Consider the following 13,799-nt stretch of genomic DNA (forward strand, 5'->3'; position numbering starts at 1 on the left):
CGAACGGCGCGGGCTTTCCGCGACAAGTGCGCAACGCCCGCTCCGATCATGCATCCACATGCTTCACATTGGCCTTTCGTGACAGCGGAATCCGGCGTGGCCCCCAAACGGATGCCGGGCATGGCGGGCCGACGCGTAAAATGCCGTTTTGCCCGCCACCGAATCCGATGTCCGCCACCCCCTCTTCCCCCCGCCGCCCCGAACTGCTCGCCCCGGCCGGCTCCCTCGACATGATGCGCACCGCTTTCGCCTACGGTGCCGACGCCGTCTATGCCGGCCAGCCGCGCTACTCGCTGCGGGTGCGCAACAACAGCTTCGGCAAGCTCGACGTGCTCGCCGCCGGCATCGAGGAAGCGCACGCTGCCGGCAAGGCCTTCTTCCTGGTCGCCAACATCTACCCGCACAACGCCAAGATCCGCACCTTCGAAGAGGACATGGCGCCGGTGATCGAGATGGGACCGGACGCGCTGATCATGGCCGACCCCGGCCTGATGATGACGGTGCGCGAGCGCTGGCCGGAGGTGGACATCCATCTGTCGGTGCAGGCCAACACCACCAACTACGCCTCGGTGCGTTTCTGGCAGTCGGTGGGGGTCAAACGCATCATCCTGTCGCGCGAGCTGTCGCTCGACGAGGTTGCCGAGATCCGCGACGCCTGCCCCGAGATGGAGCTGGAAGTCTTCGTGCATGGCGCGCTGTGCATCGCCTACTCCGGCCGCTGCCTGCTGTCGGGCTACTTCAACCACCGCGACCCCAACCAGGGCACCTGCACCAATTCCTGCCGCTGGGACTACAAGCTGCACGCCACCGAGGAAAACGCCGCCGGCGACGTGCAGACCTGCGGCAGCAAGCCGCTCGGCAACCCCACCGATTTCGGCACCGTCGGCACCGCGCTCGGCGGCGGCACCCGCCACGGCGAGGGCAGCAAGGTCTGGCTGCTGGAGGAAGGCACCCGGCCGGGCGAGCTGATGCCGATCGAGGAAGACGAGCACGGTACCTACATCCTCAACTCGCGCGACCTGCGCGCGGTCGAGCACATCGCCCGGCTGGTGGAGATCGGCGTGGACTCGCTCAAGATCGAAGGCCGCACCAAGAGCCCCTGGTACGTCGCCCGCAGCAGCCAGGCCTACCGCCGCGCGATCGACGATGCGGTGGCCGGCAGACCCTTCGACCTGCGCCTGCTGGGTGAACTCGAAGGACTGGCCAACCGCGGTTACACCGACGGCTTCTACCAGCGCCATCACACCCCGGAGCACCAGAACTACCTGCGCGGCCATTCCGAATCCGGCCGCAGCCTGCTGGTCGGCGAGGTGATCGGCTTCGATACGGCGCGCGGCCTGGCCGAGGTGGAAGTGAAGAACCGCTTTGCCGTCGGCGACCGGCTGGAGTTCGTGCAACCCGACGGCAACCGTGAAGCCGTGCTCGCGCGCATGGAGAATGCGGACGGCGAGCCGCTGGATCTGGTGCCGGGAAGCGGGCGGCGGGTCTGGCTGACCTTGCCGCCGGGCGCGGCCCCGCAGCAACCCTGCTACATCGCGCGCTTCATTTGAGGGTATCGAGCTCGTCGGCATCGCCCTCATCGGCCGGGACAACGACGACGGCTTCGGGCTGGCGGCGCCACAACGGCCGCCAGTCGTTCCACGCCACCATGCCGCCGAACACCAGCAGGCCACCGATGAGCGCCACCAGGGCGGCCGGGATGGAAAGCAGCAGTACGCCCCAGTGCAGCGAGCGGTCCAGCATCGCCTGCTCGGGCGCCGCGGGATTGACCCAGGCGGTCAAGGCCCGTCCATCCTCCACCTGGCGCAGGCGCGCCTGCACCGCCGACGGCGTATCCAGCCCGAAGTGCAGGTCGTTGCGACGGCCGACGAAATCGACCCCCCCGTAGCGATAACTGTAGCGCACCGCCAGCGTCGGCAGCGGGCGGCTGCGCGCCACGGTGGCCGGCTCGATGCGGGCCCAGTCCAGCGTGGCCACCACCGGCGTCCATTGTCGGCTGCGCATCGCATCCAGCGTCGGCACCACACCGAAGGACACCACGCCCAGCAGCCCTGCCACCAGCAGCACCACGCCGAGCAAGGGCAGGGCAACGCGGATGACGGCTTCGAGCAGATACTGCTTCAGGGGTACGCGGCGCATCGCGACATCCACAGGGTACGTGCGTGCATTCTAAGCACGCTCGCGGCCTCCGGGAACCGCCGCACATCGCGCTCATACGCCGTTTGTCGCGATGACGCATGGCACAATGACGACTTCTCCACGGCGCTCCCCACTTTCGTGCCCCCACCTGCCAGCCCCCCGCCATCGGAAACGGTCGAAGCCGACTGGCTCAAGCTCTTCGACAGCGTATCGGCCGAACTGCGCACCGCGGTACGCGACGTGGTTGTGCGCCATCGCGCCGCCATGGCCGACGCCTTCTACGTCCGCATGTTGGCCGACAACGACGCACGCCCCTTCCTGTCGCACCAGGCGGTACACGAGCGGCTGCGCTTTTCGATGCAGCGCTGGCTGGAGACACTGTTTTCCTGCGTCGACCACGCCGCCTTCACCGCCGCGATGGCAATGCAGCGCCACGTCGGCGAGGTGCATTCGCGCGTGGACCTGCCGGTCAATCTGGTCGCCCGCGGCGCCCGCGTACTCAAGGGCGAGATCGCCCACCGCCTGCCCGACAGCGGGCTGGACCGCGAAGCGCTGGTCGACGCGGTGCTCTACGTCGACAACCTGATCGACCTCGCCTTCGAGGTGATGAGCTCGGCCTACGTCGCCTCGCATGAGCGCGCGGCCCGCATCGACGAGGCCTACCGGGTGTTCTCCTACGGCCAGAACATGTCGCTCGAACGCGAGCGTCAGCGCGCTTCGCTGCTCGACTGGGAGAACCGTTTCCTGCAGGCGATGATGACCGGACAGAGCGGCGACGAACTGCCGCTGATCTCCGAATCCGCCTTCGGCCTGTGGCTGCAGCACAAGGCCACCGCGGTGTTCGACGGCTCGGCCGAACTGCCGTCCATCCGCGCCGTCATGCGCCGCCTCGACGACGACCTGATTCCGCTGTGCCGGCTGCAGCTCGAGGCGATGGACGAGCGCGGCGAGAGCCGGCGGCTGATCAAGGCGGTGCAGTCCGAGCTCGGTCAGCTCAAGTTCCTGATCGGGGCCATGTTCGAGCGCTTCGTCGATCTCGAATCCGGCAAGGATGCGCTCACCCAGTTGCTCAACCGCCGCTTCCTGCCCGCCATCCTGACGCGCGAGACCGAACTGGCGCGCAGCCACCACAAGTCCTTCGCGCTGCTGCTGATCGACGTGGACCACTTCAAGCAGATCAACGACGTGTACGGTCACGACGCCGGCGACCGGGTGCTGCAGCAGATCGCCAGCCTGCTGCTCAACACCGTGCGCTCGGGCGACTTCGTGTTCCGCTACGGCGGCGAGGAATTCCTCGTGCTGCTGGTCGAGGTCGACGCACAGCATGCAAGCCGCGTGGCCGAGAAGATACGGGCCCGCGTCCAGCACGAGCACTTCCTGCTGCCCGACAGCCGCCAGTTGCAGGTCACCACCAGCATCGGCATCGCCCTGCACGACGGCCACCCGGATTATCAGCGCCTCATCAACCACGCCGACGACGCGCTCTACCGGGCCAAGGCCGGCGGCCGCAACCGCTGCGAATTCGCAGCCGCAACGAGCACCGCCTGACGCCATGACCACCCCCCTGCGCATCACGCCCCTGGATCTGGCCGACGCCGCTCACGCGGCAGCCTTCCTCGCGCTCCTCGACCACTACGCCCGCGATCCGATGGGCGGCGGCAAACCGCTCACAGCCGAAACCCGCACCCACCTGGTCGAACGGCTCGCCGGCCGTGCCGGCTTCGTCGGCTTTCTGGCCTTCGACGGCGACGAGGCCTGCGGCCTGATCAACTGCTTCGAAGGTTTTTCCACTTTCGCCGCACAGCCGCTGCTCAATGTGCACGACATCGTCGTCCACGCCGACCGGCGCGGCCGCGGCATCGCTCAGGCCCTGCTCTCCGCCGCGGAGGACGCGGCACGGGCGCTCGGCTGCTGCAAGCTCACGCTGGAAGTGCTGTCCAACAATCGCGCAGCGCTCGCCGCCTATGAGCACGCCGGCTTTCGCCCTTATGTGCTCGATCCGGCCGCCGGTCAGGCGCTGTTCCTGCAGAAGTGGCTGTAGGCTCTACCCGCCTTACACAAGTTCCAAAATTCGCGCAAGCCTTGCGCTATAATGCAAGGCTTTGTTTTATCTGAAAAACGGAATTCCCAGTGCTCGTCGCCGCCAACATCACCATGCAGTTCGGGGCCAAGCCCCTGTTCGAGAACGTCTCCGTCAAGTTCGGCGACGGCAACCGCTACGGCCTGATCGGCGCCAACGGCGCCGGCAAGTCGACCTTCATGAAGATCCTGTGCGGGATCCTCGAGCCTTCCGCGGGCAATGTCTCCAAGGATCCGCACGAGCGCATGGCCTACCTGCGCCAGGACCAGTTCGCCTATGAAGACATGCGCGTGCTCGACGTCGTCATGATGGGCCACGAGGAACTGTGGGCGGCGATCAAGGAACGCGACGCGATCTACGCCAACCCGGAAGCCACCGAAGACGACTACATGCACGCCGCCGAGCTCGAAGGCAAGGTCGGCGAATACGACGGCTACACCGCCGAAGCGCGCGCCGGCGAACTACTGCTCGGCGTGGGCATCGCCACCGAGCTGCACAACGGCCCGATGCAGAACGTCGCCCCCGGCTGGAAGCTGCGCGTGCTGCTGTGTCAGGCGCTGTTCGCCAATCCCGAGATCCTGCTGCTCGACGAGCCGACCAACAACCTCGACATCAACACCATCCGCTGGCTGGAGGACGTGCTCAACAACCGCGACTGCACGATGGTGATCATCTCCCACGACCGCCACTTCCTGAACCAGGTCTGTACCCACATGGCCGACCTGGACTACGGCACCATCACCATCTACCCGGGCAACTACGACGACTACATGGAAGCGTCGACCATGGCGCGCGAACGCCAGTCCGCCGCCAATGCCCGCGCCAAGGAAAAGATCCAGGACCTGCAGGAATTCGTGCGCCGCTTCTCGGCCAACAAGTCCAAGGCGAAGCAGGCCACCAGCCGCCTCAAGCTGATCGACAAGTTGAAGCCCGAGGACGTCAAGCCGTCCAGCCGCCAGTATCCGTGGATCCGCTTCGACTACGACGAGAAGGACAAGCTGCACCGCCTCGCCTGCGAGGTGGACAACATCAGCTTCGCCTACGAGGGCATGGAAAAGCCGCTCATCAACAAGTTCTCGATCGCACTCGACGCCGGCGACAAGGTGGCGATCATCGGCGAGAACGGCGTCGGCAAGACCACGCTGATGAAGCTGCTGGTCGGCGAACTGCAGCCGCAGAAGGGTGCGGTGAAATGGGCGGAAAAGGCCAAGCCGGGCTACTACGCGCAGGACCACTCCGCCGACTTCGCCAGCGACGTCAGCCTGACCGAGTGGATCGCCGACTATTCCCGCATCACCGCGGCGGCCACCGGCGAGGACAACGAGACCCTGATGCGCGGCACCCTGGGCCGCCTGCTGTTCTCCGGCGATGACGTCAAGAAGTCGGTCAAGGTCATCTCCGGCGGCGAACAGGGCCGCATGCTGTTCGGCAAGCTGATGCTGTCGCGCCCCAACGTGCTGCTGATGGACGAGCCGACCAACCACCTCGACATGGAATCGATCGAGTCGCTCAACACCGGGCTCGACAAGTTCGCCGGCACCCTGATCTTCGTGTCGCACGACCGCGAGTTCGTGTCCTCGCTGGCCACCCGCATCATCGAGATCAGGCTCGACGGCAGCATCGTCGACTACCGCGGCACCTACGAGGAATACCTCTCCAGCCAGGGCCTGGAGTAAGCCCTGCAGGTGCTGCCACCTGCGGCGTGGCAGCACCCGTTCCGCCCTCCCTCCGCGGCGTCGAACGCGACGCCCGCCGCAGCTTCCCCTCATGCGCTTGTCCTGCCCTCCCGGCAAGCGTGAAGCCTGCGCCCCGCTTCGGCTACAATCGTTCGAAAGCGCGGGGCTTCCATGATCGGCATCTTCCTCATCACCCACGGCACGCTCGGCGAGGCACTGATCCAGTGCGCCTGCCATGTGCTCAACAAACGGCCGGTCCAGATCATGCAATTGGGTGTGTCGGCCCAGGACGATCCGCTCGACCTGTTGCCAGTGGCACGTGAAATGCTTGACTGGACCGACACCGGTGATGGCGTCGTCATCCTTACCGACATCTACGGCGCCACCCCGTCGAATATTGCCACCAAGCTGCTGCAAGCGGGCCGGGTGGAAGGCATCGCGGGGGTCAACCTGCCCATGCTGTTGCGGGTACTGACCTATCGCGAGAAGGACATAACCACGCTCGTCCAGCGTGCCGTATCCGGCGGCTGCGACGGTGTCATCCACATCAAATGAGCCAGCAATGCCCAGAGCGGAAGCGGAAATCGTCAATAAACTCGGCCTGCACGCGCGGGCCTCGGCCAAGCTCACCCAGCTCGCCAGCAGCTTTCCCGCCGAAGTCTGGCTGGAACGCAACGGCCGTCGCGTCAACGCCAAGAGCATCATGGGCGTAATGATGCTGGCGGCCGCGCGGGGGGCCACCATCACCATCGAGACCGCCGGCACCGACGCCGATGCGGCCATGCAGGCGCTGCTGGCGCTGATCGCCGACAAGTTCGGCGAAGGGGAATGAGGCATGCCCTTCACCCTGCACGGCCTGCCGGTCTCGCAAGGCATCGCCATCGGCCACGTCCATCTGGTGTCGCACGCGCTGCTGGAGGTCAACCACTACCACGTCGCGCAGAAGCATCTGGCCGATGAGGCCGCGCGGCTGGCCGACGCCGTGGCCACCGTGCAGGGCGAGCTGATCGGACTCAAGGCCGCCGCCACGCTGGGCCAGGCCCACAGCGAGGTGGGCGCTTTCGTCGATCTGCAGCTGATGATGCTGGCCGATCCGATGCTGGTGGAGGCCGCGCACGCGCTGATCGAATCGCGCCGCTGCAACGCCGAATGGGCGCTGGTGCAGCAGATGGAACTGCTGGTCGAGCAGTTCCGCCAGATCGAGGACCCCTACCTGCGCGAACGCCAGGCCGACGTCGTCCAGGTGGTCGAGCGCTTGGTGAAGGTGCTGCTCGGCCATCCCGGCCACCTGCCGCCGCGCCGCCGCGACGGCCTGGGCACCATCGTGGTCGCCCACGACCTGTCGCCGGCCGACACCATCGGTTTTCGCGACCACAACATCTCGGGCTTCGTCACCGACGTCGGCGGCCCCACCAGCCACACCGCCATCGTCGCGCGCAGCCTGGCGATCCCGGCGGTGGTCGGCCTGCACCACATCCGCGACCTCGTCGAGGACGACGAACTGCTGATCGTCGACGGCACCCGAGGCGTCATCATCGTCGCGCCGGACGACAGCATCGTCGAGGAATACCGCCTGCGCCGCGCCGAGCTGGAACTTGAGCGCTCCAAGCTCAAGCGCCTGCGCGACACCCCGGCCACCACGCTGGACGGCGAGCAGATCCACTTGCTCGCCAACATCGAGGGTCCCAAGGACGTCGCCCAGGTGAAGTCCTGCAACGCCGACGGCGTCGGCCTCTACCGCACCGAGTTCCTCTTCATCGGCCGCGACACCCTGCCCGACGAGGACGAACAGTACGAAGCCTACCGCGCGGTGCTGAAGGCGGTGCCCGGCAAGCCGGTGACGATACGCACCTTCGACGTCGGCGCCGACAAGGCGCTCAACGGCGCGCATTCGCGCTTCGAGCCCAACCCGGCGCTCGGACTGCGTGCGGTGCGCTACTCGCTGGCCGAACCGAAGATGTTCCTCACCCAGCTGCGCGCACTGCTGCGCGCCTCGGTGCACGGCCGGCTGCAGATCATGGTGCCGATGCTCGCCCACGCCCACGAGATCGACCAGACCCTGAAGCTGATCGACAAGGCCAAGGCCGAGCTGCGTGCCGAGCGCATCAAGTTCGACGAACAGGTGCCGGTCGGCGGCATGATCGAGGTACCGGCCGCGGCGCTGGCGCTGGGCATGTTCATCCGCCGGCTGTCCTTCCTGTCGATCGGCACCAACGACCTGATCCAGTACACGCTGGCCATCGACCGCTCCGACGAAGCGGTGGTGCACCTTTACGACCCCTTGCATCCGGCGGTGCTCAAGCTGATCGGTGCCACCATCCAGGCGGGTGCGCGCTACGGCCTGCCGGTCTCGGTGTGCGGCGAAATGGCCGGCGACCCTGCCTACACCCTGCTGCTGCTGGGCATGGGGCTGCGCAACTTCTCGATGCACCCCGGCCATATCCTGGAAATCAAGCAGCAGGTGCTGCGCGCCGACCTCGGCGAGCTCGCGCCGCGGGTGCAGCGCATCCTGAAAATGGACGAGCAGGCCCGGGTGCGCGAAGCGGTGGAGCGGCTTGCCGGCTGACCGCTGCGGGCCCGCATTGCACGGCACCGCCGGGCCCATTAGAATGGCGCCTCTTTCGCGACGGCAAGCTTGCCGTCCTGCAGCGCGGGCGTCGTATAACGGCATTACCTCAGCTTCCCAAGCTGATGACGAGGGTTCGACTCCCTTCGCCCGCTCCACCGCATCATTCTGCGGACTTCCGCAGAAGTCCAAGAGAGTCTGCAAGTCGTTGCCACACAAGGACTTTTCCTCTCTTTGACGTTCTGCCGTGGTCCACTGCGATCCGCCTACAGCCGGGACTTTTAAGTCCACAAACAAGTCCATTTTTGCGGGTGCGGCTGATTCCGGATTGTTGATGGAGGGGCGAGGTCGACGTGACCAGCATCTGGTTCCTGACTCATGTTCAGGAGCAAGAGCATGGCACTCTCAGACCTGGCCGTTCGGCAGGCCAAGGCAACTGGCAAGGCATACACCCTCCCTGACTTGGATGGCCTCTCCCTGGCCGTCACGGCTGCAGGGGGCAGGACTTGGCACTTCCGCTACTACTGGGCGGGCAAGCAGAAGCGGATGTCGCTCGGCACCTACCCGGAGGTGACACTTCGCGAGGCCCGCAGCCTGCGCGACGAAGCGCGCGCCCTGCTAGCCAAAGGCACCAATCCTCGCGTTCACCGCAAGCAGAAGCGCACCGCTGTCCGGCTCGCCGACGAGAACACCTTCGATGCGGTGTATCGCAAGTGGCTCAAGCATCGCGGGCTCAGCCTCAAGGAAGGCCGGCAGACGACCCTCTCGATACTTCCGCGCATCTTCGACAAGGATGTGCTGCCCGCCTTGGGCAAGCGGTCGGTCTATGAGATCAAGCGTCCCGACCTGTTGGAGGTGATCGCCAAGATCGAGAAGCGCAAGGCGCTCTCCGTCGCCGAGAAAGTCAGAACGTGGTTCAACCAACTGTTCCGCTACGCGCTGGTGATCGTGCCGGGCCTGGAGCAGAACCCCGCCGCCGATCTCGATGTGGTGGCGCTGCCGCTGCCACCCGTCAACCACAACCCGTTCCTGCGCATGGCCGAGCTGCCGAAGCTGTTGCAGCGTCTGCGCAGCTATCGCGGCAGGCGGCAGACCCAGCTCGGGCTGCGGCTATTGCTGCTGACCGGCGTGCGAACCGGCGAGCTGCGACAGGCGATGCCGGATCAATTTGATCTGGACCGGGGGTTGTGGATCATCCCGCCCGACGTCGTGAAGCAACTCCAGTTGGATATGCGCAAGAAGCGGCAGCAGCCGAAGGACATCCCGCCCTACATCGTGCCGCTGTCGATTCAGGCTATGGAGATCGTCCGGCACCTGCTGGATGAGTTCAAGCCGGCCCAGCGCCACCTGTTCCGGCACGACAGCGACTTGAAGAAGCGCATCAGCGAGAACACGCTCAATGGTGCGCTCAAACGCATGGGCTATCAGGAGCGCCTGACCGGACACGGTATCCGCGGCACGATGTCCACTGCGCTCAACGAGATCGGCTACCCGAAGGTCTGGGTGGATGCACAGCTCTCGCATGTCGATCCCAACAAGGTCAGCGCGACCTACAACCATGCCGAGTACGTGGAGCAGCGTCGCCGCATGATGCAGGACTGGGCCGATCGGCTCGACCTCTTCGAGCAGAACCAGGTCGAGGCGGCCAGCATGCCGCTCACCGTGCATCTGGAAGGCGTGCCCGCGTTTCCGAGTGAGCAAACCGCAAGCGCGCCCTCCGCGCCGGTTGCCGCTTCGCCAATCCTGCTCGTGACGAAGCCGGGCGACGCCATGCCGTTGGTTTCTGCCGCCGCACATCGGCTGCCGGCGGTTCCGCCCCCTCGATCGGCCGCGCCGCTGGTGCCTTCGGACATTCAGCGCGAGAGGATGGAACTGTTCGATGTCTTCGAAGCGCCGCACAACCTTCCCGTCGCTGCGTTTGCCAAGATGGCAGGCAAATCCCGCAGGTGGATCAGCTACGAGATCAAGGCGGGCAACTTGCTGGCGTTGAACGTAGGCAACCGCGGCCAGCGCGTGCCGGACTGGCACCTCGACCCACTCAAGCACGAGCTGATCCAGTCCGTCCTGAAGCTAACCAGGGGTGCGGACCCTTGGCAGATCTACCATGCACTGCTACAGCCGCGCTCGATGCTGCGGGGGCGTTCGGCACTGGAGGGCGTGACGGCCGGCAATCTCGACAAGCTCGTCATGGCCGTGAGCACAGCCGTGAAGGAAAGCGAATGGACCCCGCCGCGAGTCGGGGCCGCCTAGCAGCAGGAATGCGGGATCGTGGCGAAACCGCGATCCCCGCGCGTCCGTCAGGACACCAAGCGCGCGCGGCGGGCGAATCTTGCCTGGGTGTCCGACAAGGAAGCCTCGCGACGGAGCAGATAAGCCATCACGATCGTTGGTGCGCCGGCCAGCGGCCGCATGGCGATGCCTCGGCGTAGGTAGCTCGCCAGTCTCGCGGCGGGCGCAATGGTGATCCCGTACCCGGCGGCAACCAGCGTCATCACCACATCGAATGTCTCCACCGTTTGCTCCCGCTCCTGCAGCGCGTTCTCGAACACGCGCTGCACGGTCATGCGCCATGGTTCATCGGCCGTGGACTGCGAGCAGATCAAGGGCTGCTTGAGCACTTCCCCGCACGGCACTTCACGGTGGGCCAGCAGGTGGGAGCGCTTGGCCACGGCGACCGCCAGCGTGTCATGCCACAGCGGTTCGCATACCCAGCCAGGCCACTGCCGGGCAACCGCAGACAAGGCGAAGTCGAAGCCGTCGTCCGGCATCTCCGCGCCTCGACCGGGATCTGTCCAGCCGGCCAGGACGGCATGAGTCTCCGGCTCTTCGGCACGCTGCAGAGCGAGCACGTCGGCGAGCTGGGGAGGCACCCATTCGCCGAGGACGGCCATGCGAATTTCGGCGGTGATGTCACTCGATTCCCCGTCCAGCTCCCCCAGGCGGTGAACTCGTGGCAACTGATCTCGAAGCCGTTGGATGAGTTAAGTTTAACGTGGTTTAAATCGTGACCGTGTTCGACGCTCTTGGCAATGCCAAAGCGTTCGATCCAAAGGGGCCGCCCCACCGGCACCACTACCTACGAAGCGGAACCAGCCATCGCGTTTGGGGCTGCCGTGCGGGAAGAAAGAACCAACCAGGGCATAGCTCAGGAAACGCTGGCCCACATGGCCGGCATCGAACGGTCGCACATGGGCAAGATCGAGCGCGGCGAGCATGTGCCCACGCTCCCTCTCATCCTCAAGATTGCCCGTGCGCTGAAATGCAGTTCCGCCCACTTGATGACTCTGACCGAAGCCAAGCTGGCAGAGTCGGCTCCATCCGCAGATTGAAGCCGGCCCGCACAGCGGTCGCACGCCTACCCCTGATCGTCGTTGTCCTTGCCCCCAAGGGCTGAATCTTCGCGCTTTGCGGCCTCGTTGAGGAGCCGCAGGTATGGGTTGTCTGGCGGCGTCTCCCGGAACAGCGCCTCCGGGCTGGCGAGCAGATAGCCGTGCAGCCGGCGCGACTTGCGCGGCCCCGTGACTTCGCAGGTCCAGATGTTCAGCCCGCTCGGCTGCTTGCGGTGCTGCCCCAGCTTCTCAAAGCGCTTCTGTACCCACTGCCACCCCTCCAGCTTCTCCTGCTTGGCCAGCGCGGCGACTTGAAGGTACTCCTGCGCGTAGCGCTGGAACACGCCGGGGCTGACGAGATAGGTCGTACCGGCGACGGTATGCACCAGGGCCTTGGCGTCGTTGATGATGAGCTTGCGCGTCTGGATGCTCTGACGCAGCCAGGCCATGAAGTGCGCCCCGGAGGGCTCCGCGCGATCCTGGGAAGGCGCGAGGCCCATCTGCGGCGGGGGCACGGTCGAAGGGGCCGGCTCGGGCTCGGCAACAGGGGAACTCGGGATCTCCGGTGCCGTGGGTGGAGCGGTGTCGCCCAGCAGGTCGAGCAGCGCGGCCACGCCGGTGTCCATGGCTGCGGATGCGATCGGCGTCGTGCTCGCGGATGCAGCTTCGATGCCTTCCGCGCGCGGCCCATCGGGCACCGCCGGCGCCTGTGGCGTCGGCTCCGCTTGTTCCTCTTCGACCTGCACACGGCCTGCGAACGGCGCCGGCCGGTCGGCGGCATCCCAGATCATCGCTGGCGAGAGTTTCAGGAAGGTGAATGCGTGCGACCAGCCCGCGTCGCTGGTGACGGTAGCCTTCCAGATCGCCTTGCCATCCGGCGTCGGTTGCACGATGCCGTGATCCTGCAGCACGTTGAACACCGCCGTATTGCTGGCCGGGATGCCGTCGATGCCCTGTGACAGCAGATGTGCGCGCAGCTTGTCGGAGACGGTCTTGCTCACCAGCCACAAGGCGTCTTGGGTCAGCCAACCGTCCGCCGGGCCGGCCTGGTTCAACTTGAACGCTTCCTTGAGCAGGTAGCGCAAGCCGTCGAGCAATTTGCGTTGCAGCGCATGCTTGGGCGCCGCCAGCGCCTTGCTGGAATCGCCGCCGAGTTCCTGGGCGACCGATGCCTGGTCGGCCTGCACGACCAGCTCGCCGAGTGTGCCGGCGTGCTCGTACTGGCCGGCCAGCACGTACAGCAGCGCGGCCCAGAGGTCGGGATAGCCGCTGAGCCAGTCGAAGATGTCCCGATCGAGAAGGCGCGCGTAGAGCAGCCCGGTGGCGGCGCTGTGCAGGCGGTACTCGCGCTCCTTTCGGTAACGGAAGCGGTAGGGCTTTCGCAGCGGGCCGTGCCAGGGATGCCAGACGCTGCCGTCGGCATGTTCGACGTGCAGATCGACCGCAATCTTGCCGATGTCGTGCAGCAGGGCCGCGTAGGCCGTGCCTGCGGTCCAGGCTTCGGCCTGGGCCGCCTGTGCCTCCGGCGTGACGCCCGCAGGCAGCAGGTATGACTGCCGCAGCTTCAGCGCATAGGCGACGATCTCCAGGCCGTGGTCCAGCATGCCGCCCGGATAGGCGTGGTGGTGGTTCTCGGAGGCCGGGAACTGCTGGACCAGCTCGGCGTAGCGCTCCAGTGGGGCGAGGTAGAGCGTGGCGAACTGCCGGCGCGAGAGCGATGTGCGCTGCCAGATGTGTTCCAGCAGTTTCTGCCGGCGCGGCGTGGCCAGCAGCGATGCGGCCGACTCCGGCCGCATCGACCCTTTCGGAGTTTCGATGGCGGAGGTGGGCGGCGTGCCGGCGGTGGGTGGCACCCGTTTGCGCTGGAACAGCGAGAGCATGGCGAACCCCGGATGACGGGCTGCTCGGGGGCGCCTTTTGGCCTTTTCAGGATAGGGCCTTTCCCCTTGGCGCCCTTCCTTTGCCCCTTCCCAGCCCTTTGGCCTTTGTCGGAAGCTTTTGGGTATAGG

The 13,799-nt window shown here is 66.2% G+C and carries 12 protein-coding genes and 1 tRNA gene; 10 read left to right on the forward strand and 3 right to left on the reverse strand.

The window, feature by feature from the left end; all coding sequences use genetic code 11:
* Nucleotides 1-167: 167 nt before the first annotated feature.
* Nucleotides 168-1,550 carry a tRNA 5-hydroxyuridine modification protein YegQ gene (gene yegQ, locus CJ010_RS23020; RefSeq protein WP_141020222.1) on the forward strand — a complete coding sequence of 461 codons (1,383 nt, stop codon included), beginning with the start codon at nt 168-170 and terminating at the stop codon, nt 1,548-1,550.
* Here yegQ and CJ010_RS23025 read toward each other — a convergent pair.
* Nucleotides 1,543-2,139, reverse strand: a complete 597-nt coding sequence (locus tag CJ010_RS23025) for a DUF3592 domain-containing protein (RefSeq protein ID WP_141020223.1) — start codon at nt 2,137-2,139, stop codon at nt 1,543-1,545. The genes yegQ and CJ010_RS23025 overlap by 8 nt on opposite strands.
* Before the next feature lie 138 nt (nt 2,140-2,277).
* On the opposite strand from CJ010_RS23025, the gene CJ010_RS23030 reads away from it, so the two are divergent.
* From CJ010_RS23030 to CJ010_RS23065, 8 genes are all read left to right on the forward strand, one after another.
* Nucleotides 2,278-3,687 carry a diguanylate cyclase gene (locus CJ010_RS23030; protein WP_141020224.1) on the forward strand — a complete coding sequence of 470 codons (1,410 nt, stop codon included), beginning with the start codon at nt 2,278-2,280 and terminating at the stop codon, nt 3,685-3,687.
* A 4-nt stretch (nt 3,688-3,691) separates the two neighbouring features.
* Nucleotides 3,692-4,180 (forward strand): GNAT family N-acetyltransferase, encoded by a 489-nt coding sequence (locus tag CJ010_RS23035; protein ID WP_141020225.1) that lies wholly within the window; start codon nt 3,692-3,694, stop codon nt 4,178-4,180.
* An 89-nt stretch (nt 4,181-4,269) separates the two neighbouring features.
* On the forward strand, nt 4,270-5,895 hold the full coding sequence (locus CJ010_RS23040; protein ID WP_141020226.1) for an ABC-F family ATPase: 1,626 nt from the start codon (nt 4,270-4,272) through the stop codon (nt 5,893-5,895).
* A gap of 171 nt (nt 5,896-6,066) precedes the next feature.
* Nucleotides 6,067-6,450 carry a PTS sugar transporter subunit IIA gene (locus tag CJ010_RS23045; protein ID WP_141020227.1) on the forward strand — a complete coding sequence of 128 codons (384 nt, stop codon included), beginning with the start codon at nt 6,067-6,069 and terminating at the stop codon, nt 6,448-6,450.
* Between the two features lie 7 nt (nt 6,451-6,457).
* Nucleotides 6,458-6,727: an HPr family phosphocarrier protein gene (locus CJ010_RS23050; protein WP_141020228.1), complete on the forward strand. Its 270-nt coding sequence runs from the start codon at nt 6,458-6,460 to the stop codon at nt 6,725-6,727.
* A 3-nt stretch (nt 6,728-6,730) separates the two neighbouring features.
* Nucleotides 6,731-8,461 carry a phosphoenolpyruvate--protein phosphotransferase gene (gene ptsP, locus CJ010_RS23055; protein WP_141020229.1) on the forward strand — a complete coding sequence of 577 codons (1,731 nt, stop codon included), beginning with the start codon at nt 6,731-6,733 and terminating at the stop codon, nt 8,459-8,461.
* A gap of 84 nt (nt 8,462-8,545) precedes the next feature.
* Nucleotides 8,546-8,619, forward strand: a tRNA-Gly gene (locus tag CJ010_RS23060).
* Between the two features lie 238 nt (nt 8,620-8,857).
* Complete coding sequence (locus CJ010_RS23065) at nt 8,858-10,711, forward strand: integrase arm-type DNA-binding domain-containing protein (protein ID WP_138860711.1); 1,854 nt, start codon at nt 8,858-8,860, stop codon at nt 10,709-10,711.
* Between the two features lie 47 nt (nt 10,712-10,758).
* Here CJ010_RS23065 and CJ010_RS23070 read toward each other — a convergent pair whose 3' ends face one another.
* Nucleotides 10,759-11,352 carry a LysR substrate-binding domain-containing protein gene (locus CJ010_RS23070; protein ID WP_141020230.1) on the reverse strand — a complete coding sequence of 198 codons (594 nt, stop codon included), beginning with the start codon at nt 11,350-11,352 and terminating at the stop codon, nt 10,759-10,761.
* Between the two features lie 138 nt (nt 11,353-11,490).
* Here CJ010_RS23070 and CJ010_RS23075 point away from each other — a divergent pair, with 138 nt between their 5' ends.
* Nucleotides 11,491-11,790, forward strand: coding sequence for a helix-turn-helix domain-containing protein (locus tag CJ010_RS23075; protein WP_003282197.1), 300 nt, complete (start codon nt 11,491-11,493; stop codon nt 11,788-11,790).
* 26 nt (nt 11,791-11,816) lie between these two features.
* Here the strand turns inward: CJ010_RS23075 and mobH are convergent, their stop codons facing one another.
* Nucleotides 11,817-13,670 carry a MobH family relaxase gene (gene mobH, locus CJ010_RS23080; protein WP_141020231.1) on the reverse strand — a complete coding sequence of 618 codons (1,854 nt, stop codon included), beginning with the start codon at nt 13,668-13,670 and terminating at the stop codon, nt 11,817-11,819.
* Nucleotides 13,671-13,799: the final 129 nt, after the last annotated feature.

The sequence above is a fragment of the Azoarcus sp. DD4 genome, from assembly GCF_006496635.1.
Lineage (GTDB): Bacteria > Pseudomonadota > Gammaproteobacteria > Burkholderiales > Rhodocyclaceae > Azoarcus.

Excerpts from the sequence above, each read along its gene's own strand:
- yegQ (WP_141020222.1), top strand. The coding sequence starts at position 168 with ATGTCCGCCACCCCCTCTTCCCCCCGCCGCCCCGAACTGCTCGCCCCG.
- CJ010_RS23025 (WP_141020223.1), bottom strand. The coding sequence starts at position 2,139 with ATGCGCCGCGTACCCCTGAAGCAGTATCTGCTCGAAGCCGTCATCCGC.
- CJ010_RS23035 (WP_141020225.1), top strand. The coding sequence starts at position 3,692 with ATGACCACCCCCCTGCGCATCACGCCCCTGGATCTGGCCGACGCCGCT.
- CJ010_RS23045 (WP_141020227.1), top strand. The coding sequence starts at position 6,067 with ATGATCGGCATCTTCCTCATCACCCACGGCACGCTCGGCGAGGCACTG.
- CJ010_RS23050 (WP_141020228.1), top strand. The coding sequence starts at position 6,458 with ATGCCCAGAGCGGAAGCGGAAATCGTCAATAAACTCGGCCTGCACGCG.
- ptsP (WP_141020229.1), top strand. The coding sequence starts at position 6,731 with ATGCCCTTCACCCTGCACGGCCTGCCGGTCTCGCAAGGCATCGCCATC.
- CJ010_RS23065 (WP_138860711.1), top strand. The coding sequence starts at position 8,858 with ATGGCACTCTCAGACCTGGCCGTTCGGCAGGCCAAGGCAACTGGCAAG.
- CJ010_RS23070 (WP_141020230.1), bottom strand. The coding sequence starts at position 11,352 with ATGGCCGTCCTCGGCGAATGGGTGCCTCCCCAGCTCGCCGACGTGCTC.
- CJ010_RS23075 (WP_003282197.1), top strand. The coding sequence starts at position 11,491 with ATGCCAAAGCGTTCGATCCAAAGGGGCCGCCCCACCGGCACCACTACC.
- mobH (WP_141020231.1), bottom strand. The coding sequence starts at position 13,670 with ATGCTCTCGCTGTTCCAGCGCAAACGGGTGCCACCCACCGCCGGCACG.